The 22015-nt window shown below is 42.7% G+C and carries 24 protein-coding genes; 11 read left to right on the top strand and 13 right to left on the bottom strand.

All coding sequences use genetic code 11. The features are described 5' to 3' along the window. Positions 1 to 63: 63 nt before the first annotated feature. A complete protein-coding gene (gene ptsN, locus ACOQOA_RS11695; RefSeq protein WP_420548808.1) occupies positions 64 to 564 on the top strand; it encodes a PTS IIA-like nitrogen regulatory protein PtsN in 501 nt (166 codons plus the stop codon). Positions 565 to 671: 107 nt separating this feature from the next. Continuing rightward, the gene (locus tag ACOQOA_RS11690; protein WP_420548807.1) at positions 672 to 1193 is read left to right on the top strand and encodes a hypothetical protein; all 522 of its coding nucleotides are present in this window, start codon (positions 672 to 674) and stop codon (positions 1191 to 1193) included. A 53-nt stretch (positions 1194 to 1246) separates the two neighbouring features. Here the strand turns inward: ACOQOA_RS11690 and ACOQOA_RS11685 are convergent, their stop codons facing one another. From ACOQOA_RS11685 to ACOQOA_RS11670, 4 genes are all read right to left on the bottom strand, one after another. Then, a complete protein-coding gene (locus tag ACOQOA_RS11685) occupies positions 1247 to 1465 on the bottom strand; it encodes a hypothetical protein (protein ID WP_420548806.1) in 219 nt (72 codons plus the stop codon). A gap of 48 nt (positions 1466 to 1513) precedes the next feature. After that, entirely contained in the window at positions 1514 to 1978 is a 465-nt protein-coding gene (locus ACOQOA_RS11680) for an Hsp20 family protein (RefSeq protein WP_420548805.1), read from the bottom strand. Positions 1979 to 2198: 220 nt separating this feature from the next. Next, positions 2199 to 2324: a hypothetical protein gene (locus ACOQOA_RS11675; RefSeq protein WP_420548804.1), complete on the bottom strand. Its 126-nt coding sequence runs from the start codon at positions 2322 to 2324 to the stop codon at positions 2199 to 2201. Between the two features lie 177 nt (positions 2325 to 2501). Continuing rightward, positions 2502 to 2999: an SH3 domain-containing protein gene (locus ACOQOA_RS11670; protein ID WP_420548803.1), complete on the bottom strand. Its 498-nt coding sequence runs from the start codon at positions 2997 to 2999 to the stop codon at positions 2502 to 2504. A gap of 203 nt (positions 3000 to 3202) precedes the next feature. Here ACOQOA_RS11670 and ACOQOA_RS11665 point away from each other — a divergent pair, with 203 nt between their 5' ends. From ACOQOA_RS11665 to ACOQOA_RS11655, 3 genes are read left to right on the top strand one after another with little or no spacing between them, the layout of a single operon-like run. Next, complete coding sequence (locus ACOQOA_RS11665; protein WP_420548802.1) at positions 3203 to 4192, top strand: 2-hydroxyacid dehydrogenase; 990 nt, start codon at positions 3203 to 3205, stop codon at positions 4190 to 4192. 33 nt (positions 4193 to 4225) lie between these two features. Next, entirely contained in the window at positions 4226 to 5620 is a 1395-nt protein-coding gene (locus tag ACOQOA_RS11660; protein ID WP_420548801.1) for an MATE family efflux transporter, read from the top strand. Beyond that, positions 5613 to 6506, top strand: a complete 894-nt coding sequence (locus ACOQOA_RS11655) for a DMT family transporter (protein WP_420548800.1) — start codon at positions 5613 to 5615, stop codon at positions 6504 to 6506. Before ACOQOA_RS11660 ends, ACOQOA_RS11655 begins: the two co-directional genes overlap by 8 nt. 21 nt (positions 6507 to 6527) lie before the next feature. Here the strand turns inward: ACOQOA_RS11655 and ACOQOA_RS11650 are convergent, their stop codons facing one another. The 7 genes from ACOQOA_RS11650 to ubiB all read right to left on the bottom strand — a co-directional run bounded on the left by ACOQOA_RS11650 (position 6528) and on the right by ubiB (position 14059). Next, complete coding sequence (locus ACOQOA_RS11650; RefSeq protein ID WP_420548799.1) at positions 6528 to 7868, bottom strand: 8-oxoguanine deaminase; 1341 nt, start codon at positions 7866 to 7868, stop codon at positions 6528 to 6530. Between the two features lie 84 nt (positions 7869 to 7952). Beyond that, positions 7953 to 8747 carry a HesA/MoeB/ThiF family protein gene (locus ACOQOA_RS11645; protein WP_420550105.1) on the bottom strand — a complete coding sequence of 265 codons (795 nt, stop codon included), beginning with the start codon at positions 8745 to 8747 and terminating at the stop codon, positions 7953 to 7955. A 38-nt stretch (positions 8748 to 8785) separates the two neighbouring features. After that, positions 8786 to 9742: a cysteine synthase A gene (cysK, locus tag ACOQOA_RS11640; protein WP_420548798.1), complete on the bottom strand. Its 957-nt coding sequence runs from the start codon at positions 9740 to 9742 to the stop codon at positions 8786 to 8788. Between the two features lie 33 nt (positions 9743 to 9775). Next, positions 9776 to 10228, bottom strand: a complete 453-nt coding sequence (locus ACOQOA_RS11635; protein WP_155155367.1) for an RrF2 family transcriptional regulator — start codon at positions 10226 to 10228, stop codon at positions 9776 to 9778. Positions 10229 to 10237: 9 nt separating this feature from the next. Then, the gene (gene dut, locus ACOQOA_RS11630) at positions 10238 to 10696 is read right to left on the bottom strand and encodes a dUTP diphosphatase (protein WP_420548797.1); all 459 of its coding nucleotides are present in this window, start codon (positions 10694 to 10696) and stop codon (positions 10238 to 10240) included. A gap of 167 nt (positions 10697 to 10863) precedes the next feature. Next, entirely contained in the window at positions 10864 to 12078 is a 1215-nt protein-coding gene (gene coaBC, locus ACOQOA_RS11625) for a bifunctional phosphopantothenoylcysteine decarboxylase/phosphopantothenate--cysteine ligase CoaBC (RefSeq protein ID WP_420548796.1), read from the bottom strand. A gap of 385 nt (positions 12079 to 12463) precedes the next feature. Then, a complete protein-coding gene (gene ubiB / locus ACOQOA_RS11620) occupies positions 12464 to 14059 on the bottom strand; it encodes a 2-polyprenylphenol 6-hydroxylase (protein WP_420548795.1) in 1596 nt (531 codons plus the stop codon). 162 nt (positions 14060 to 14221) lie between these two features. Here ubiB and ACOQOA_RS11615 point away from each other — a divergent pair, with 162 nt between their 5' ends. Then, on the top strand, positions 14222 to 15004 hold the full coding sequence (locus ACOQOA_RS11615) for a substrate-binding periplasmic protein (RefSeq protein ID WP_420548794.1): 783 nt from the start codon (positions 14222 to 14224) through the stop codon (positions 15002 to 15004). A 2-nt stretch (positions 15005 to 15006) separates the two neighbouring features. On the opposite strand, the gene ubiE is transcribed toward ACOQOA_RS11615, so the two are convergent. Then, positions 15007 to 15780, bottom strand: a complete 774-nt coding sequence (gene ubiE, locus ACOQOA_RS11610; RefSeq protein ID WP_420548793.1) for a bifunctional demethylmenaquinone methyltransferase/2-methoxy-6-polyprenyl-1,4-benzoquinol methylase UbiE — start codon at positions 15778 to 15780, stop codon at positions 15007 to 15009. Positions 15781 to 15859: 79 nt separating this feature from the next. Next, complete coding sequence (locus ACOQOA_RS11605; protein ID WP_420548792.1) at positions 15860 to 16648, bottom strand: substrate-binding periplasmic protein; 789 nt, start codon at positions 16646 to 16648, stop codon at positions 15860 to 15862. Between the two features lie 148 nt (positions 16649 to 16796). Here ACOQOA_RS11605 and mutM point away from each other — a divergent pair, with 148 nt between their 5' ends. The 5 genes from mutM (at position 16797) to dnaA (ending at position 21745) form a co-directional block, all read left to right on the top strand. Beyond that, positions 16797 to 17666, top strand: a complete 870-nt coding sequence (gene mutM, locus ACOQOA_RS11600; RefSeq protein ID WP_420548791.1) for a bifunctional DNA-formamidopyrimidine glycosylase/DNA-(apurinic or apyrimidinic site) lyase — start codon at positions 16797 to 16799, stop codon at positions 17664 to 17666. A gap of 57 nt (positions 17667 to 17723) precedes the next feature. Continuing rightward, positions 17724 to 18107: a hypothetical protein gene (locus ACOQOA_RS11595; protein ID WP_420548790.1), complete on the top strand. Its 384-nt coding sequence runs from the start codon at positions 17724 to 17726 to the stop codon at positions 18105 to 18107. Positions 18108 to 18263: 156 nt separating this feature from the next. Then, positions 18264 to 19040, top strand: coding sequence for an enoyl-CoA hydratase (locus ACOQOA_RS11590; RefSeq protein WP_420548789.1), 777 nt, complete (start codon positions 18264 to 18266; stop codon positions 19038 to 19040). A 189-nt stretch (positions 19041 to 19229) separates the two neighbouring features. Then, positions 19230 to 19490, top strand: a complete 261-nt coding sequence (gene rpsT, locus ACOQOA_RS11585; RefSeq protein ID WP_155153705.1) for a 30S ribosomal protein S20 — start codon at positions 19230 to 19232, stop codon at positions 19488 to 19490. A gap of 827 nt (positions 19491 to 20317) precedes the next feature. Next, positions 20318 to 21745: a chromosomal replication initiator protein DnaA gene (gene dnaA / locus ACOQOA_RS11580; RefSeq protein ID WP_420548788.1), complete on the top strand. Its 1428-nt coding sequence runs from the start codon at positions 20318 to 20320 to the stop codon at positions 21743 to 21745. Positions 21746 to 22015: the final 270 nt, after the last annotated feature.

The following is a 22015-nucleotide window of genomic DNA, read 5'->3' as shown; positions in this document are numbered from 1 at the left end:
GGCACGATTTCATCTACAAGGAATCGTGTTCGGGCCTGAAGGTGCATAGACCTTAGGTGGGTTATGGAATTACATGAACTTGTTACGCCAGAATGCGTTCTGGCCAAAGTGAATGTGTCATCCAAGAAACAGCTTCTGCAAGAATTGGCACGCCATGGCGCAAAACATTTGCGCGAATGCAATGCGGAAGAATTCACTCAAGATCAGGATTCTTGTGAGCGTGAACTATTTGAAGTTCTGCTTGAACGCGAGCGCCTTGGCAGTACAGGCGTAGGCCATGGCATTGCGATTCCACATGGTCGTTTAGATAGCTTAAAAAGCATCCATGGTATTTTTGCCTTGCTCGAAAAACCGGTTGAGTTTGACTCCATCGACGACCAACCCGTTGATATGGTGTTCTTACTGCTTGCACCAAGCAATGCGGGCGCAGAACATCTAAAGGCATTGGCACAAATTTCCCGTATGCTGCGTAATCAAGGCCTATGTGAACGCCTAAGAGGCTGCGAAGATGCAGATGCATTATTTGCTCTATTAACCGGGGAACCTGCCTCAAACGCAGCTTAAGAAATTAAAAAATTTCATAAAGGAAGCTTATTAGCTTCCTTTTTTTATTGCTAAAACATTCAAATCAGGCAACTTTCTCTATGAAATAAATTTATAAGGGGGAAGTTATGAGAATTCTTTTATTCTTAATGTTAGGTGCTTTAATTGTTGGCTGTACCGGAGGAACTAAAATACCTGGTCGAGTTTTATATTATTTGGAATCCGAATACTTCCCTATAAAAGAACACGAGTATAACTATAAGTTTTTCGTAATCGCAAATGGCCTAAGAGGTGGATATTCTTCCTTTTACAAATCACGAGTTACAGATCTTTCAACAGCCATACCTGAAGCACTCGAGGAATGTAAAACTCGCAAGACCAAATGGATATCTTACGCAGGTACATGCCGTGTTGCCTACTTGGGAAACACAGAAACAAAATACACAAATGAATCAGAACTTAATCAACAAATTGAAGCCTACATTTCTAGATTGAAAAATGATACAAGCACACAAAAAGTACATGCTGTATCTAACTGGACAGATCCAGAAGTTTTGAAATATGCGTGTGATCAAAATTCGAAAGAATGGAATTTTGACTTTGCCGCTGCAGTTAATGAGGCAAAATCAAGAAATTTATTATGTAAGTAAGTAGCGAAAAAGCGATAGAAACTCTATCGCTTTTTTTATCATTCTAAATTAGATCAATGTAACGTCGCTGTTTCCAGTTCAAAATGTTCCATTGCAGCCCAGGCAGTTTCGATATCATCAACTTCTGCCATTGCACGACCATCCGCACCTACAATCTGGAATTTTTGAACACCATCTTCGTCTGTTTCAGTCGGTTTGATATAGCCAATTTCTTCTTTGCCCAATTCAGCAAATTCCAACAAGCTGATTTCCTTTAAATCTTCAAAAGTCATTCTTTTTCTCCGATAGCCCTTCAATTAAAATACAGGCGCTATCTTTTCTTATTCTTCGCTATCCAAATCCATCGCAACTGTTTTTTGAGTGACAGTCTTCTGTGGTTTGGAAATTTCAATTTTTTGAATATTCGCTTCCGGTAACGGTTGGCGCAGATCAATATGCAATAAACCGCTATCCATATGGGCGCCAATCACATCTATACCTTCAGCCAGCAAAAAGCTTTTTTTAAACTGGCGTGAAGCAATACCACGATGTAGAAAAATGCGATCATCTTCTTTTTCGGACTTCCGACTGGTTACAACCAGCTGATTGCCTTCACGGTGAATACTGAGATCTTCTTCGGCAAAGCCAGCCACAGCCAGCGAAATACGCAAGCGATCTTCACTTAATTGTTCAATATTATAGGGTGGGTAACCTTCATTGGAAGTCTTGGCCACACGATCCAAAGTGCGTTCCAACTGGTCAAAGCCCAAAAATAATGGGCTATCAAATAGGGTCATTCTTGTCATACCCCAGCTGTCTCCTCTATTAAACGCCAAATGCGAGAATGCTATCTGAGCGAGATGCTGTCACAACCGATCCCAATTCTGCCCTCATTAGGCACAGATGCGGCGATCGAATTAGATATAATGTGGGTAAAGAGAGAGGAGAGTTCAAGCTCTTTTTCACGCATATACGCAGATTTCTGCGCTTTTTTCTTAAAATAAGAAAAATTCACGCGTAAAAAGATTAATCAGCTAAAGCTACAGGCGTTTCTTGTGTTGGCGAAGAAAAAGGTGCCCCATTGGTAGCTAGAGCCACGGTCGCAAAAACTGCGACAAGTAATGCAAATGTAGTTGCAACGGTTTTCAACATTTTTTAATCCGTAATTTCAAATGGAATCAACGTCATATTCCAAGGACTCGCATAATGCGAATCACTTCAAATCATTCATAATGTGATTTGTGATGGAAATGCAAGGCAGGAATAAGGCAAAAGCGTGGAAAAATAAAGACCTAGATCACTTTCCAGATCAAATTTCTTAAATCCACCCTATTGAATGACCTCGTGCGGATAAACACCCCAAACCGCCGTACGCGCAACCCAGCCATCATATCCCCGAGTGTTTACATGACACCAACTGCTATTACATTCATCAATTTCAGCGACAATTCCCATCGCCAAACGCGCAACAATTGCTGAATTTTCAATAGGATCTTCCATCATCTTGGTTTCTGCATCGATGATTACCAAAGCACGTTTACCCGTCAGCATCGCCCGATGTATCCAGCCCTCTTCACCTTCAGAATCACGAATTTTACGCCATGTGTCATATTCGGCGATGATTTCCACAGGCATCGCTTTCGCTTTAAAAATCCATTTTACAGGATATTGAACACCGGGGCCCGTTCGCACGTTCACCTCCTCTGCCCGCAAGGAAACCATACGTGGTAAAGGTAGTTGTTGTTGTGCCTGTGCCATGAGTGGCAAAAATGAAAGGATTGCCACAAATAATCCAAAAACAGAAAATTTCTTTAAAGATATCAGCATCTATCCAGCCTGAATGCGAAAATGAAGATTAAACCTGCTTTGATTCGGCAGGTTCCTCAAGATACAAAAGATTTTGTTCTCTATTACACATCAGAATTTTGAGAAATTTATGTGAACTGTTCCAGAAGGACTGGAAAATTTTCAGAACAGAGTATAGCTTGGCAATGAGGCGCCAAGCATATGAGCGATAGAGTAGATATATTATGAGTTACAATAAAAAACCAAACGTTACTGTTACACGAAAACTGCCTGATATTGTGGAAACCCGCATGATGGAATTGTTTAACTGTAAACTGAACTTGGATGATAAGGCTATGTCTCGTGAGGAACTGATCGAAGCAGTTCAAACTTGCGACGTCCTTGTCCCAACCGTAACTGATAAAATTGATAAAGAAATCATCGATGCAGCTGGTGAAAATTTAAAATTCATTGCATCTTTCGGCACAGGTGTCGACCATATTGATTTTCATGCTGCTCGTAAAAAAGGCATTATGGTATCCAATACACCAGATGTCCTCACCGAAGATACAGCTGATATGACCATGGCCTTGATCTTATCTGTTCCACGCCGTTTGGCTGAAGGTGAACGTTTGGTCCGCACAGGTGAGTGGCAAGGCTGGTCCCCGACAGGGATGTTAGGTCATCGTATTTGGGGGAAACGCCTTGGTATTATTGGTATGGGTCGTATTGGTACCGCCGTTGCGCGACGTGCTAAAGGTTTTGGTCTATCTATCCATTACCATAATCGTAATCGAGTAGCAGAAGAAACAGAGAAAGAATTAGAAGCAACCTATTGGTCCAGCCTTGATCAAATGATCGCTCATATGGATATTGTTTCTATCAACTGTCCCCATACACCTGCGACCTATCACTTATTAAACTCACGCCGCCTTTCCTTGATGAAAAACCATGCCTATGTGGTAAACACAAGCCGGGGAGAAGTGGTTGATGAACAAGCGCTTGTGAAAGCTTTAGCGAACAAAGATATTGCAGGTGCGGGTTTGGACGTATTTGAAAACGAACCAAAGATTAACCCTAAATTGTTGAAACTTGAAAATGCTGTTTTGTTACCGCATTTGGGTTCCGCAACCATTGAAGGTCGCGTTGCCATGGGGGAAAAAGTTATTATCAACATTCGTACATTTATTGACGGTCACAATCCACCAGACCGCGTTATCGAAACGATGTTCTAGAGAGCAAAACTCTTTAGGGGAAGGTGGCCCCCAATGACAGATAAAATCGAACTCGCTGAAATTCAGGAAGAATATCCGCTCGACCAGCGCGATCCAAATCGCGTACGACGACATTTAACTGAAATTGGTAAACTTGGCATTCCTGTGATCTTTAACAGAACCGGGGTTCTTGCTTTAGCCGTTGCAGATTTCGCAATTTTGGGCCGCACCTCTTCAACAGAACTTGCTTATTTCACTTTAGGGCAAAGTCCGTTCATTGTTCTGTTGGTTATTGGTATTGGGCTCATGTTGGGAACCTTAATCTCAACCTCCCATGCCTATGGTGAAAATTTACTAGAAGAAACAGGGGCTGTTTGGCGACGAAGCCTACCTTATGGATTAATAGTTGGGTGTGTATCAGCCTTTATATGTTTGTGGGGCGAAGCGTTTTTTACAGTTGTGGATCAACCGAGCAATCTTATTCAAGGCAGCGCAACAGTCACAGCGGTGCTTGGCTTAAGCTTAATCCCAACCACCCTGTTCCTTACCAGCACATATTTCCTTGAAGCAATTAAACGCCCAAAAGCGGTAACGGTTTTCATTATAATAGCCAATATCTTAAACGCTTTTGGCAATGAATGGGTTGTAGATGATTACGGCGCAGAAGGTGTTGCCTGGATAACAACTCTTTCCCGTACCTTTCTAGGTATTGGATTAACCGCCTATGTTTGGTTCCTGAAAGATCATGCGACTTTCTCTATTCGGAAACGTGCAAATGATGGTTGGTGGCGTGGCGGTAAAGTCCAGAGACGTCATGGCTATGCCGCGGGAATGGCCCTTGGCTTCGAAACATCTGCCTTCGGCGTTATGAGTTTATATGCAGGGTGGCTCGGCGAAGATGCGGTTGCAATCTATGGTGTCTGTATGAATATCTTAGCGCTTTGTTTTATGCTGGCTGTCGGTGTAGCAACTGCAACAGGCGTTCGTGTCGGTGTTGCCCATGGGCGCAAAGACTGGCCTGATCGGAAATTGGCAAGTTGGCTTGGTTTTTCAGTTTTACTGATCCTATTAGTCCCTGTTGCCCTAGTAATGCTTTATCTACCCGAAACAGTTCTTTCGTTCTACTTAACGGACCCTGAACTGATTGGTATTGCCATCCCAATTTTAGCAGTTGTTGCATTTCTAAATATTGGCGATGGTGGACAAGTTGTCATCCAATCAACATTACGTGCATGCGAGGATAAATGGGTTCCAACAGCGATCTCCTTTGTCGCCTTTTTCATCATCATGGTACCCGCCGGTTATATCATGACACAAATTATACATTATGATGTCGCGGGTCTTTTTTATTCAATTTCCTTAGGAAGTTTCTTTGCGCTCCTTTGTTTTCTAGGGCGTGTTCTCTATATCCATAAGCAAGGGGATAAGCTTTTACACGCCCATGACTAATAATCAACCAACGCAAAAATCCACGACTATTGCCATAGCTTGTATATTAACCGCTTGTGCTTTCGTGGCATCAACAACCCTACTTGCCAAAGCTCTTGGTAACGGTTCCTCAGGTGAAGCTTTTCATCCTTTTCAGGTCAGCGCCGGACGTTTCTTCTTCGCATTTCTGGCTCTCTTACCCTTTGCTGCAATCTTAAAACCAAAGTTCAGAAATATTGCGTGGAAAATCCATATTGGCCGATCTTTAAGTGGATGGGCAGGTGTCAGTTGTCTATTTGCAGCGGCAGCATTAATGCCTGTCGCCGAAGCAACTGCGATTAGCTTTTTGAATCCGATGGTCGCTATGGTACTTGCTATCCCGTTTCTTGGTGAAAAGGTGGGCCCATGGAGATGGATTGCAGCGGCAATTTCTTTAAGCGGCGCCCTTATCTTGATCCAACCCGGAACGGATGCTTTTCAATTTGCCGCCCTTATCGCTTTAACTGGGGCTCTCTTTATGGGCATTGAAGTGATTTTCATCAAAAAACTTACTGGTAACGATTCCCCAATACAGATCTTGCTTATCAATAACTTCATTGGCGCCACAATCGCCTGCAGTGTAGCAAGCAGCGTTTTTGTCATGCCGAATGAAACACAGCTCATTATGATGGGGGCGTTAGGCTGCCTTATGGTGACAGCCCAGTTCTTTTTTATCCAAGCTATGAAGAGATCAGAAGCCAGCTTTATCATGCCTTTCTTTTACGGTACGCTTGTATTTGCGGCGATCTATGATTTTATTATTTTTAATGTCATACCAGAATGGGTTAGTATAGTTGGGGCAGGATTAATAATCTCTGGCGCAGTTATTCTTGCGTGGCGTGAAGGGCAGCATAAAAAAGCGGCTTAAGTAAAGCCGCTTTTCATAAATCTATATCAAGCCTTGAAGCTTTAAGGCTTCTCCATGGTGTTTTGAGATCAATGAAGGAATATCTAAACCCGGTACTTGCCCGTCTTCAACAACCCATTTCCCTGCGATCATTACGCGATCAGCTTTATGTGCACCACAAAGAACAAGAGCCGCTAATGGATCGCCTGCACCGGAAAAACGAAGTTCATCCAATTTAAACATCGCTATATCTGCCTGTTTCCCAACAGCGATTTTCCCAATATCGTCTCGACCAAGGCAGGCCGCTGATCCTTCTGTTGCCCAACGAAACGCATCGAAATGGGTAATATTTGCTGCACCATAATTAATACGCTGCAAGAAAAACGCCTGACGAATTTCCTGCATTAAATTAGAACAATCTTGCGATGCTGATCCATCAACTGCCAAGCCAACAGGTGCTCCCGCTTTTTCCAATTCCGGCACCAAACAATGTCCACTTGCAAGAAGATGGTTCGAACTTGGACAATGGGCAATACCAACGCCTGCCTTCCCAAGGCGCAAAATTTCATCTTCATTAAAATGGATACCATGTGCTAACCATGTCCGATTGCTCATCCATCCCACATTTTCCAGATAATCAACTGGACGACAATTATATAATGAAAGACAGAAATTATTCTCATCTTCTGTTTCTGCCAGATGGGTATGAAGGCGCACATTTAATTTTTCAGCTAGAACCGCCGTTTCTTCCATAATATCTGTGGTCACAGAAAATGGGGAACAAGGTGCCAAAGCCACTTGGGTCATAGCCCCTTCCCCATGTTGATGGAACTTCCCAACAACTGCTTCACTATCAGCTAAGATAGTATCCTTATCTTGCACCACAGATTCAGGGGGCAACCCACCATCTTTCTCAGATAAGTTCATAGACCCACGTGTCAGATGCATACGGATTCCAAGCTTTCTAGCTTCGTCCACCTGAATATCCAAACCATCAGTTAATTCTTTCGGATAGACATAATGATGATCCGCCGCCGTCGTACAACCGGATAAAAGCAATTCAGCCAGCGCGACACGCACAGCCAGACGAAAATTCTCTGGATTTAGACCAGCCCAAATTGGATACAGGGCTTTCAACCAAGGAAACAGCTCTTTGTTAATCGCCGATGGGCAGGCACGTGTAAGCGTTTGATAAAAATGATGATGCGTATTGATCAACCCTGGGACAATCACATGCTGTGACGCATCAAAAATCTTATCAATTTGATTAATAGGTTCTGCGCCCAAGGGAACAAGTTCTATAATCTTGTTGTCTTGAATAACAAGACCGTTTTCGGCATTTTCAGCCAAAATTGAAAGGGGGGTCTTTAGCCAGATTTTCAAACTTCTCTCCTTTTTATCTGGTATTCAATCATATTTTGAACACCCGCCGGATTTTAGAAGTTTATGTGCCTAACTTTTAGGAAATCAAACCTTACCGATGCTTTCTTCGGTAATCGTCGGATGATCGCCACAAAGTGCACAATTGCGGTCTTTCTTCGTCTTGATGCTACGCATCTCCATATCCATAGCATCAAAAAGCATCAATCGACCAGCTAAATTCGTTCCAAGCCCTAAAATCTCTTTCAAAACTTCAGTCGCTTGAATACATCCCATCACACCTGCAACTGGCCCTAGGATACCAACCGTATCACAACGTGGCACCAAATCTGGGTCCGGACTTTCCGGGAAAATGCATCGATAGCAAGGTTGCTCCGCACCGTCATAAGCCTTGAATAAACTTGCTTGTCCTTCAAACCTTACTAGGGCTGCACTCATCAATGGTTTCTTCAATAAATAACAGGCATCATTCACCACATAACGCGAGGCAAAATTATCAGACCCATCAATAACCAAATCATATTGGCTGATTAAATCTATCGCATTATTAGGCCCGATACGATCGCGATACTCATGAATAGTGATCTCTGGATTAATCGCTTCCATGCGTTCAGCAGCACTGGAAACTTTCGACTGCCCCAATTCATCGGTAGAATGGATCACCTGACGTTGAAGATTGCTAACATCAACCACATCGTGATCCACAATACCAATTGTACCAATTCCTGCTGCTGCAAGATAGAGCAGTGCTGGCGAGCCAAGCCCGCCTGCACCAATCATCAACACTTTTGCATTTAGAAGCTTTAACTGACCTTCTTCATCCACTTCATTAAGGATGACATGGCGGGCATAGCGTTCCAATTGCTCATCAGTGAGCTCTATCTCAGACATCAAGATATCCTTTTGTTAAAGCCTATATCTTATAGACCTTCAAACAGACCTGTAGACAAGTAACGTTCAGCAAAACTTGCCAAAACAACAACAATACGCTTGCCTTTATTTTCAGGACGCTTACCAATTTCGATCGCTGCTGCCAAGGCCGCACCGGACGAAATACCAATAGGCAAACCTTCTGTTGCCGCTGCATTACGTGCAGTTGCAAATGCAGTTTCATTGGCAATACGAACAACTTCATCAATCACATCAGTTTCAAGAACCGGTGGTACGAAACCAGCGCCAATACCTTGAATTTTATGTGGACCAGGTTTACCACCCGATAAAACTGGACTGTCTTCCGGCTCAACAGCAACTACCTTAAAGTCAGGATTCTTTTCTTTCAGAACTTCGCCAACACCAGTTACAGTACCGCCAGTCCCCACACCCGCGACGAGGATGTCTACATTCCCATCTGTGTCATTCCAGATCTCCAAAGCTGTGCTTTCACGATGGGCTGCAGGATTAGCTTTGTTGTGGAACTGTTGAGGCATTGCGGAATTTTCAATTTCATTCAACAATTCTTCGGCACGTTCAATCGCGCCTTTCATGCCTTTAGCCGCTGGTGTCAATTCCAGCTCAGCACCAAGAAGCTTCAACATTTTACGGCGTTCAACCGACATGCTTTCCGGCATAGTCAAAATCAAACGATACCCTTTAGATGCAGCAACAAATGCCAGAGCAATACCAGTATTACCGGATGTTGGTTCAACCAATGTCGACTTACCCGGGGTAATCACACCTTCTGCTTCCATCGCTTCGATCATGCCCTGACCAATACGATCTTTTACACTTGCCAATGGGTTGAAAAATTCCAGCTTTCCTAGAATTTCAGCTTCGACGCCATTTTCTTCTGCAAAACGATTTAAGCGCACCAAAGGTGTCGCCCCAATTGTTTCAGTTAGATTGTTATAAATTTTCCCGCGGAATTCTGTATTCGCCATTTTCTTAGTCCTATTCCAATAAGTTCTTATTTGTTAAATCATAAAGTCGAAGTTTTCACGATGCGCGGATTCAATACCGGCTTCTTCAGCGCGCTTACACAAATCTTCCACACTTGTTTTTGCGAGACGCAACATCGCCTCATCTTCAATTTCTTGCCAGACAGGGCGCAATACAGCATGTCCTAATTCAGAACCAGCCGGATCCATCAATGGATCCATTCCCCCATCCATGCCTTGAACAACTTTTACTATATCCGCCACAGTAATATTACGACGTTCTCTTGCCAGACGATATCCACCACGTGGACCACGTACTCCACGCAATACATCCGCGCGTACAAGATGCTGCAATACCTGTTCAAGATAACGACGTGGAATACCTTGGCGTTCCGCAATATCTTTACTTTGTACCGGCATATCTGCTGCGTGATAGGCAATATCTAATACAGCTTCAATGGCAAACATAAGTTTCTTGGTTAAGCGCATTCGATCACCTTACCCTTCTGTACCAGTGGATCCAAAGCCACCCTCACCACGATCCGTTTCATCCAGATCATGGACAACATTCCATTCCAATTGTTGAACAGGGGCAATCACCATTTGCGCAATACGCATACCGCGTTCAATTACGAAATCTTCTTCGCCATGATTAATCAAGATTACCCCAACCTCTCCACGATAGTCCGCATCGATAGTGCCTGGACTATTTAATGCGGTTATACCGTGCTTTAACGCCAATCCCGAACGGGGACGAATTTGCGCTTCGTACCCTGATGGTAATGCGATTTTAATACCTGTCGGAATAAGCGCGCGCTTACCTGGATGAATGACATGTGTGTCCGTAATTGCAGCTAATAAATCTGCACCCGCACTATCTGCTGTTCCATAAGATGGCAAAGCCAACCCTTCCCCATGGGGGGTAATAGTTACATTCACTGTAATTTTTTCACTCATACCCTATAAATCCTCTATATCTAATTTTTTAACTTCATACGGAGTTATCGTTTCTATATACAAACAAAATCTACAAACGCAGTTTTATAAAAGTCATAGATTCCAGCAAATTATCTCTTTGATACTCGTACATTCGACCAAATCCCAAAAGTTCTTTAAATCGAACATCATCCCTTAAAATAGGTAACTACCTTTTCGACCAATCGTTCCGCCACCGCTTGTTTTGACATTTCCTCCCAAGATTCCACACCAGCAGAATGTATAAAATGTATGCTGTTTTTCTCACCACCAAAGGTACCCGTCTCTGGAGAAACATCATTCGCCAAAATCCAATCACAACTTTTACGGATACGTTTCGCAGAAGCATATTCCACCACATTTTCCGTTTCGGCTGCGAAACCAATCACCAGTTCCGGACGATCATTTCCTGCATTGGAAACTGTCTTTAGGATATCAGGATTTTCTGCAAATTCGAAAACAGGAAGCTTACCATTTTCCTTCTTCGTTTTTTGGGCACCTGCATTTTTCACACGCCAATCCGCAACTGCCGCAGCAAAAACCGCACCATCAAATCGTCCATTATTTTGGCACGCATCAAGCATTGCACAAGCCGATTCAACATGAATAACGTTCACACCAACTGGATCTGCCAACCGTGTCGGACCAGACACTAGTGTTACCTCTGCCCCTGCCTGCTGCAATGCCGTTGCAATGGCATGTCCCTGACGTCCGGAGGAGCGATTTGCGATATATCTGACCGGATCAATGGGCTCATGAGTTGGTCCAGATGTGACCAGCATCTTCCTACCAGATAATGGGGATTGTTTTGAATTCGAAACTTCTTTGAAATGGGTTTTTACAGCCTTTAAAATATCTTCAGGCTCCACCATTCGACCAAGACCATATTCACCGCATGCCATCGCCCCTTCAACAGGTCCGATGACCTTCACATCACGGGATTTTAACTTGGCGAAATTATCTTGAGTAGCCGGATGATGCCACATACGAACATTCATGGCAGGCGCGATCATCACAGGTTTATCTGTTGCCAACAAAACAGTCGATGCTAAGTCGTTACACATACCATTAGCCATTTTTGACATCAGATCAGCAGAGGCTGGTACAACCAACAACAAATCCGCATCACGTGACAATTGGATATGTCCCATCTCAGCTTCATCGGTTAATGAGAAGAGATCTGTATAGACCTTATCCTCAGACAGTGAGGCAAGTGATAATGGGGTGACAAATTGCTCTGCCGCCTTGGTCATCACGACTCGCACTTGAAATTCATTTTCCCGCAAAAGGCGAATTAGTGGTAATGTCTTATAGGCGGCAATACCACCAGAGACAATTAAGAGTATTTTTCTTGCTTTATTCATTTCACACCGAATTGGGAAATATATTGTAATACATTTTATAAATGTAGATTTATCCTATTTGTCGAAAAGTTCAAGGGGCGATGCCAATATTTTTTTCTTTTCAAAAATTTAGTTCCAAAGCGGATCAAATTAACAAACCAAAAACTACATATGAAGTTTTTGGTTGAATATCATCAAATCCATAAGAATATATAACTACATTTGTAGTTATATATTCTTAATCGGCACCTCATGAGAATCTGATAGCAAGGTCAAATAGTTGCGCCCAAAGACTATTTTTTCTCCACAATGAAAAAGATCCTAGATCATTCTGGGGCACAAGAAATCGCTGCAAAGATTATAAACCTTTGCAGCGACAACAAACTAAAACCGTTTTATGAATACTTTAGTGGTTCAACACCGTCATTGTCAGGGCGGTTGCTAAGGCCCCTACCAAAACCCCAACAATTGCCCAGCGTTTTCGTATCCCCTTACGCGTTTGTCCATCCATAGAGAGATCATTCAAACGGCTTCCTTTGAATGTACCCGAAGCTGTTCGACCAGAAGTACGACCTGTACGCTGTCCAGCCTGCTCTAGTTGCTCATCCAACAATAACTCCAAACGGTCCATCATTGCTGGTAACTTTTCCAAGCGGGAATATAAAGCCATTGCCGCCTGCTTCACACGCGCTTCTGGCCCACGGTTCGCATACATCCACTCTTCGATCAATGGCTGTGCCAAAATCCACATATTTACGGATGGGTTCAACTTACGACCCACGCCTTCTGCCACCAGCATGGTTTTTTGTAGCAATAGAAGATCAGGCTGCGTCTCCATATCAAAATCATCTGTGGTTTGAAACAAATGCGCTAGCAAACGCGCCACAGATATTTCATTTAAGGGACGATCTAAAAGAGGCTCACCAATTGCGCGTAACGCCTGCGTAAAGGCATCGCGTGATTTATAAGGAGGCACCACCCCCATATCAAAATGGGCATCTGCTACTTTACGATAATCACGTTGTAAGAAACCGATTAACATATCGGCTAGAAAAATACGGGTCGGATAATCCACACGCCCCATAATCCCAAAATCAACGGGGATGATTGTACCTGCATCATCCACAAACACATTCCCAGGATGCATATCCGCATGAAAGAAGCCGTCCCTAAAGACTTGTAAAAAGAAAATGGAAGATGCGTGTTCAAGTACTTTATCAGGATCAAGCCCTGCGTCTCGCATGGCAGGCAGATCATCAAGGCGCATACCTTGAATACGTTCTGTCACCAAGACGGATTTCGCCACATATTGCCAATATACTTTGGGCACACGAAAACCTGAATCATTCCGACAATTTTCGGCCAGTTCAGACGCGGCTGACGCTTCTAGGCGCAAATCCATTTCAACTTGCACCCAATCCTTAAAAGTCACAACGACATCGACAAGACGTAAACGCCGTAACGCTGGGAACCAGTTTTCCATAACTGCTGCCATCCAGAAGAATAAAGCCACATCCTTATTAAAATGTTCTTCCACATCGGGACGCAAGACCTTAACAGCAACCAGATCGCCATCAGGTGTCTCGGCAAAATGTACTTGTGCAATTGAGGCAGCTGCAACCGATTGTTTATCAAATACAGGAAATAATACTTCCAGCTTACCTTCTAGTTCCGCTTCAATAGTCTCACGGACTTTTTCAAAACCAAAAGGTGGTAATTTATCTTGAAGACGCGAAAGATCTTTGGCGACCTCTTCCCCAACTAGATCAGCGCGGACAGATAATGCCTGACCAAGTTTGATATAGGTCGGTCCCATTGCAGTCAGCGCATCTGCAAGACGCTCCCCCGGACGACCAGAATGCTTTTTACCCCAAAGTAATTTTGCAGTCCATAAGGCAGGTTTTGGCACCCCTACCATCTCCAGAGGCCATAAGGCATCATATCTTGCCAGTGCCTTCACAAGCCCAATTGCGCGCGCAGAATTCTTTAGTCCAGTTAGCATCTGATTTTCATCTCTCTTTTCCAACTGATGCCCGTGTAGCAGGTCATCACCAAAAAATCACTTAAAATAATTTGCTTACAGAATTATTCGAATATACCCCTTACTATTATATGGTTTTATGTTATCTTCTTTAGAATGATTAAAAAAAGAAGCACATGTTTCATGATGCAAGTGACCAAACATATCCATATTTCGATCGTCCTCGTCATTTTGACTATTTTCTTAGTCTCAAAACCCGCTAATCATGCTCTTGCTGAAACCTTAACTTTTGCCACAACCAACTTTGCGCCCTTCTCAATCCATAATGACTTAACACGTAAAAATGCGGGCTTCATTATTGAAATAGTTCACGAAGCCTTTTTAAGGCATGGCTATAATGTAAGATTCCAATTTCTTCCGACAGAACGCGCTCAACGTCTTGCACGTTCCGGGGTGGTAACTGGTAGCTTTCAATCCACCAAGCCTAAAGAAGATAAAGAGCAATTCTTTTACAGCCGTCCTTTTAACAATTTGAGCGTGTCGTATTTCACCTTAAAGAATTACAATGGCCCCACTCTATTTGATATGGAAGATGGCCGCCGGGTAAGAATTGCAACGACTCTTGGATCACCTTTAGAACAAATACTCACACAACTTCGCATATCTCATGCTACGGTCAGGTCTGAAGAATTTGGCCTAAAACTTCTGATGGGCGGACGGATAGATGCTTTTCTTGCATACACCCTTCCCACTGAATGGGTATACCAACGCCTAGAGATCGGCGATTCACTGCCTGAAATAAAAGCAGAAGAAGTTGCCCTATATCCTTTTTATTTAACTATTCATAAAAATAATAAGAATGGTGCAAAACTTATACGTCAATTTAACGATAGTATCAGTATCATGAAACGTGATGGCAGCTATCACCACATTATGATTTCTTACGTAAATTACCTGAAGCCGTAATTTTACAATTTCCAACCACTGTGAATAGCGGCTATACCACCAGATAAATTTCGATGCTTCACTTGATCAAAACCTGCTTCACGCATCAATTCTTTCAGAGTTTCTTGATCAGGAAAACGACGAATTGATTCAACAAGATAGACATATGACTCACGATCTTTCGCCACAACCTCACCAATTTTTGGCAAAAGTTTAAACGAATATTCATCATACATTTTATCAAAACCTGGTATGACAACTTTAGAAAATTCCAAACAGAAAAACCGCCCGCCCGGCTTCAAAACCCGGTAGGCTTCCTTCAACGCTTGCAAAGTGCGCGGAACGTTTCTAAGGCCAAATGCAATCGTATAAACATCGACTGAAGAGGAAGGCATTGGTAATTCTTCTGCATTTCCAACAGTCCAGTCGATACCATCCAAGATCGCTTGATCAATCGCACGGTCTCTGCCAACACGAACCATTCCTTCAGTCAAATCACAAACAGTCACATGACCGCCACCATTTTGCATGAAGCGAAATGCGATATCACCTGTCCCCCCCGCAACATCCAACAAATGCTGATCGGCCCGAGGTTTGATCATATCCATCAAGGTATTTTTCCAAAGACGATGCACGCCCGCAGACATCAAATCATTCATAATGTCATAATTCTTGGCGACGGATTCAAAAACGCCTTGTACCAGCTCAGGCTTCTCATCAGCGGTTACATCTGTAAAACCGAAAGAAGCAGTATCACTTGTTGAATCGTAATGCGGATTATGAGTCTCAGTCGCCATGGCTTTTCTCACCTATATATAAGATGGGCGGGACCATAAGACATTCAGCCTATTTTTTCCAGCCAAAATAAAGAATAACTTACGTATAATAACGTTGCACAATCTTATCATATTCACCTGAAGCAATCAGCTTCGCCATTTCTTCGTCGAATTCCTTGAGAATCTCATCAACATATGGAAAATTCCGATTAATACCAAGTTGCATACGCGTTTCACGCTGTACGAACGGAACCGAACAATAATCAATACTATCTTTGATACTTAAGCGGGATTGATAATATCGCCCTATAACATTTGGTACCATCGCGATATCAATGCGTCCGCGTGACAACATTTCAAATAAACTTTGTTGATCAGCAACCCAGGCGACTTTCGGATGATCCTTAAGCTTATCTTGCCCCCATCTATTCCCAACAAGCTCACCGAAGGAAAAAGCATGCAAATCATGCATAGAGGTTGCAGCTTGAAGTGTTGCCTTATCAACCCGCTCATTAAAGAAAAACACAACTTTAAGCTCAAAACTTGGTATGGAAGCAAATTTTAGATAGGCGTCTCGCGCCTCATTTCGCACCACACATAACGCATCCGCCTTACCTTGCTGCACTTCACGTTGCGCACGTTCCCATGGCAAACCACGGTGACGTATTTTTAATCCCATGCGATCCTTCAAAACAGCATCTAAGATATCAATAAGCATCCCTGAAGCCACGCTGGACTCGCTTGCGTAACTTATAGGCTGCCAATTATTATAGTAATTAATAATTAATGTATCCGACTTACTCTCTGCGTTGGCCAATACAGGCATACCAACAACAGATCCCACTATGGAACTCGCCGCTACCCCTTGAATAAATCTGCGTCTTTGCATTAAATTCCTGCCAAAGAAAAATCCAATTCTCCCCACCACTTCTAATATATAACTTCCATAAGGTGAAGCTGTTTTCTATTGCCAATCCTACTGAAGTCCATATCTATAATAAGTCATTCATCACAAAACATAATGGAAAATTAAAAGCATGCCTGAATTACCTGAAGTGGAAACCGTTATGCGCGGTCTGGAACCCCATATGATTGGCCGAAAAATCAATCATGTGGAACAACGTCGTGCCGATTTACGCTTTCCTTTTCCGGAAAACTTTCCTACGCGCTTAATGGGTGCAGAAATTATTTCGCTTTCAAGACGGGCAAAATATATTCTAGTCCAACTTGATTCAGGTGAAAGCTGGATGATCCATTTGGGCATGACCGGGCGTTTTACCATAAATGCAGCAGGTGATGTAAAAGCCAGTTCCGGACAAGCAGGACATAACAGCTGGCCACTGGCAGAACCACATGATCATGTTATAATCACCTTAGACGATGGCGGGCGCGTCGTTTATAACGATGTACGCCGTTTTGGATATATGGATTTATTTGCGACAGCAAATGAATTAGACCATCCATCTCTTGCCAATATCGGACCCGAACCCTTATCTGACAAGTTCAATACAAAGCAACTTGCCAATGCCATTCAAAAGAAAAAATCTGCCATTAAATCTGTGATGCTGGATCAAGCTGTAGTAGCTGGCCTTGGTAACATTTATATATGTGAAGCTTTATGGCGCAGTAACATCAATCCAAAGACCCCTGCTAACAAGATCAGCACCAAACGATTATCTCTTTTGGTAGACGTGGTAAAAGAAGTCCTAAGTGACGCAATAGCGGCGGGCGGCTCCTCCCTAAAGGATTATCGCAAAGCTGATGGAGAACTTGGATATTTTCAGCATCAATGGGATGCCTATGGAAAAGAAGGCGAGGAATGCGGAAAGGAAGGGTGTGACGGTATAATTCAACGTTTCACTCAATCTGGTCGTTCCACTTTCTATTGCCCAAAGCACCAAAAATAGGGCAAGATATTTTGCAAGAAAAACTACAGAGAATACTCACCACATACGGGGCTTTGCATGATACATAATTTACGACGATCATACGCCTTCCTATTAGCAGGCATATTTTTCGTGTTTCTGAACTTTGCCTCTTATGCCGATGGTTTCTTATCTATACTTCCTGAAGTACCATTGCCTGAAAAAATTTCAGAGATTGCCGAAAGTGAAGTTAGCTTTGACGCGCCGACTGGACGCATCGTGCAGGTCGCTGCGCGTGGAATGAAAGATAAAGAAAGCATCTTAAGTTTCTATAAAGTAACCATGCCGCAACTTGGCTGGACAGCACAGTCTGCAACGGAATTCACAAGAGAAAATGAAAAGCTAAGCCTAACTCTAAACACAGAAAACGGTGAGACATTAGTGCATTTTGAGCTTGCACCAATGAATGCAAATAACAATTAAGAAGCACTACGTAAAAACCAGTTAAATGGAATTTTATGACATAATTTTTAATTCCATACTTGCATCAAATTGCAAGCTCGGCTTAAATCCGTGCAATTAATTTAAATGAAACAAACATAGAATACGAACTATCTTTCGAGATTAAAGGAGCCCGAAATGGCCTACGAACATATTCTGGTTGAGACCCGCGGTAATGTGGGTCTGATCACCTTAAACCGTCCAAAAGCTTTAAATGCATTATGTGCAGGTTTAATCGAAGACCTTGGTAATGCGTTAGACGAAATGGAAGCAAATGACGAAATTGGTGCAATTGTTCTAACCGGTTCAGAAAAAGCCTTCGCTGCTGGCGCCGATATTAAAGAGATGAAAGATAAAGAATATATCGATGTATATATGGAAAACTTCATCACAAAAGGCTGGGAACATGTAACAACATGTCGTAAGCCTGTCATCGCAGCCGTGGCTGGTTATGCTTTGGGTGGTGGATGTGAAATGGCAATGATGTGTGATTTTATTTTAGCTGCTGATACTGCTAAATTTGGTCAACCCGAAATTACCATTGGGACCATTGCCGGCGCAGGTGGAACACAACGATTACCTCGCTATGTTGGTAAATCCAAAGCCATGGAAATGAACTTAACTGGTCGTATTATGGATGCAGATGAAGCAGAACGATCTGGTCTTGTTAGTCGCATCATTCCGGCTGACGACTTGATTGAAGAAGCAGTAACGACCGCACAAAAGATAGCCAACATGTCCAGACCAGTTGCAATGGCTGCTAAAGAAGCCGTGAACCGTGCCTTTGAAACGACACTAAAAGAAGGCATTTTGTTCGAACGCCGCACATTCCACGCAACATTTGCACTAGAAGATCGTAAAGAAGGCATGGAAGCATTTGCCGCAAAACGACAACCACAATTTAAAAATAAATAACCAAACATGCCCTTTTTTGGATTCTTTCTTTTTTAAGAAATCTAACTCTGAAAAACGGGATAAAAATACAAAAAACACCTCATATTATAGTTTTTTTATGCTAAATGAGGTCACAGGACTTGACGTAAGGCACTAAGGGCCGTATAAGCCCGCCTGCTTCAGCTTAACGCTAAAAACGGAATAATTATTATGGCTAACGTAAAATCTGCCAAAAAACGCATTCGTCAAATTAAGGTTCGCACAGAACGCAATCGCGATCGTGTAAGCCGTATTCGTACATTCGTACGCAACGCAGAAGAAGCAATTGCTTCCGGCGACAAATCCGCTGCTGAATCTGCTGTTCGTGCGGCAATGCCTGAATTGCACCGTGGTGTAACAAAAGGCGTATTGCACAAGAATACAGCTGCTCGCAAGATCAGCCGTTTGACAGCACGCGTAAAGGCTCTTTAATTCCTTAATTCTGACTTTTCGTCAGATGAATGGAAAAAGTGTTTCAGGCTACGAAAGTTTCTTTCGTGGCCTTTTCGCTTTTTACAGCAATCCACATCAAAATATCGATAATATAATTTCAATGAAATGTATTAAAATTGCGATTTTTTATAATATAATTACATACTTATGGTAGGGGAAATAGATAGCTTTTCCGCCGAAGACAAGAACATTTGAGAACATGAATTAAAGGTCAAAAAAAATTTCATTTTTTCTCATTTTTGGAGTCGCTAGGTTTTCTGCGCGACTCAGTTTTTCAAATGCCTTGTCAATGATTTTTTATGTATGAATCGGCAATTTGTTTTCTTGCGACTCGAAGCTCTCCCATGTAATGTCTTTCTCGCAGGGAAGATTTAAGGGTTGTCACTGAAGTATTCACGTCATTTGAATCACAGTCATCTTTGAACCTCTTGTTTGGGTAAAGTAAAGCTTAAGTAAAAAGCCGCATCGATGGCATCTTTTACTTACTCATATAGTCTAAAATATTTGAATAGCTCTCAAACAATACTTCGGTATTGGCGGGTGGTCTTTTGACTTATTTTCGATCTACTTCGATCGATCTGATATTCAAGTGGCAAGACGAAACTTCATCCGTCGGCTTTGGGGGCAGGGCTGGTGTTTGAAGTTATAAAATTGAGTTTAAGAGAAAGGGGAATTTCTGTTGAACTCAGATGGATTGGAGATACCTTCCTACAAGGTGTGGCCGATCTATGTTTTTGGGGACCTGACAGATCAAGGGATATCTTTTGATTTGTCCAACAATAAATTCGGAATTAAGAGAGTAAACAATGCAACACAACATGGAACCAGACAGAGTAATGGCTGCCACATCTTCCACAGGCTCTGACTCCCAATCCATGGACCAAAAGACAACCGCACAATGGGCACGCGTTCGTGCACGCCTTCGCGCTGAATTTGGTGAGACCGCTTATCGCAGCTGGCTAAAGCCACTGACTCTAGAATCTCTTAGCGGCAATACTGCCCAGATGACCGTACCAACCCGTTTCATGAAAAACTGGATTGAGACACAGTACAAAGATCGCCTATTGGCTCTCTGGTCGAATGAAAACGCACAGGTCACAGATATCTCTATTTCCCACTCTGGTTCCCGTCAGGCTAAAAAGACTGTTGTCGTCGAACCCTCTATTCTTTCCGATAAAATTGATGAAGAACGCACACCATCTGCGATGGAGCTATCTGCGCCATTAGATGATCGTTTCACTTTCGATCGCTTTGTTGTCGGAAAACCAAACGAGCTGGCTTTTGCAGCTGCCCGTCGTATCGGCGAAGGCGAGTCTGTCCCATTTAACCCGCTTTTCTTATTTGGCGGTGTAGGCCTTGGTAAGACACATTTGATGCATTCCATTGCTTGGAATATCCGTCAAACTAGCCCAGAGAAAAAAGTTCTTTATCTAAGTGCTGAAAAATTCATGTATCAGTTTATTCGCGCTTTGCGCTACAAGGATACAATGGCATTTAAAGAACAGTTCCGATCCGTTGATGTTTTGATGATTGATGATGTTCAATTTATTGCTGGTAAAGAAAGCACACAGGAAGAATTTTTCCATACATTCAATGCACTTGTAGATCAAAATCGTCAGGTTATTATTTCTGCTGATAAAAGTCCTGCTGAATTAGACGGCATTGAAGAACGCATGAAATCTCGTCTTGGCTGGGGTTTGGTTGCGGAGATTCACTCAACAACCTACGAATTACGTCTTGGCATTTTGCAGTCTAAGGCGGAACAATTAAGCATTCATATTCCTGCTAAAGTTTTGGAATTTTTGGCGCATAAGATCACCTCTAACATTCGTGAGCTTGAAGGTGCTTTAAATCGCCTTGTCGCTTATTCCAGCCTCGTTGGACGCGATGTAAGCCTGGAAACTGCGCAAGAAGTTCTACACGACCTTTTACGTGCCAATGACCGCCGTATCACTATTGAAGAAATTCAAAAACGTGTGGCAGAGCATTATTCCATCAAACTTTCTGAAATGCATTCCGCACGCCGTAGTCGCGCTATCGCACGCCCGCGTCAGGTAGCTATGTATTTGGCAAAACAGCTCACCTCTCGCTCTTTGCCTGAGATTGGCCGTAAATTTGGCGGACGTGATCATACAACAGTTATGCATGCCGTACGTAAGATTGATGAATTACGCCAATCTGATAGCAGCTTCTCCGAAGATGTAGATCTCCTTCGCCGTATGCTGGAAGGTTAATCACATCTTCGCCATCATATGGCTCTACGAATCACCAATTTTGAATTTTTGAATTTTCAACGGATAAATACTTTATATTTGTCCGTTGAAGCCGTCTTAAATCGAAATCTCAGAGCAGCATCACTTTTACAAGCTAAAACATATTATTGTTTTTTTACAATAACTTAACACACATCCTCTTCTCGTTTCAAAAAATTGTTATTTGAACGTGGAAAATTGCTTAAAAAAGGCTTCTTTTAGGGATGAGGCATGGTATACTCCACGCCTGTT

Source organism: Curvivirga sp., from assembly GCF_965219885.1.
GTDB lineage: Bacteria > Pseudomonadota > Alphaproteobacteria > UBA8366 > Aestuariispiraceae > Curvivirga.
The sequence above is the reverse complement of the archived record's forward strand: the minus strand, read 5'-3'. Positions and strand labels throughout refer to the sequence as shown.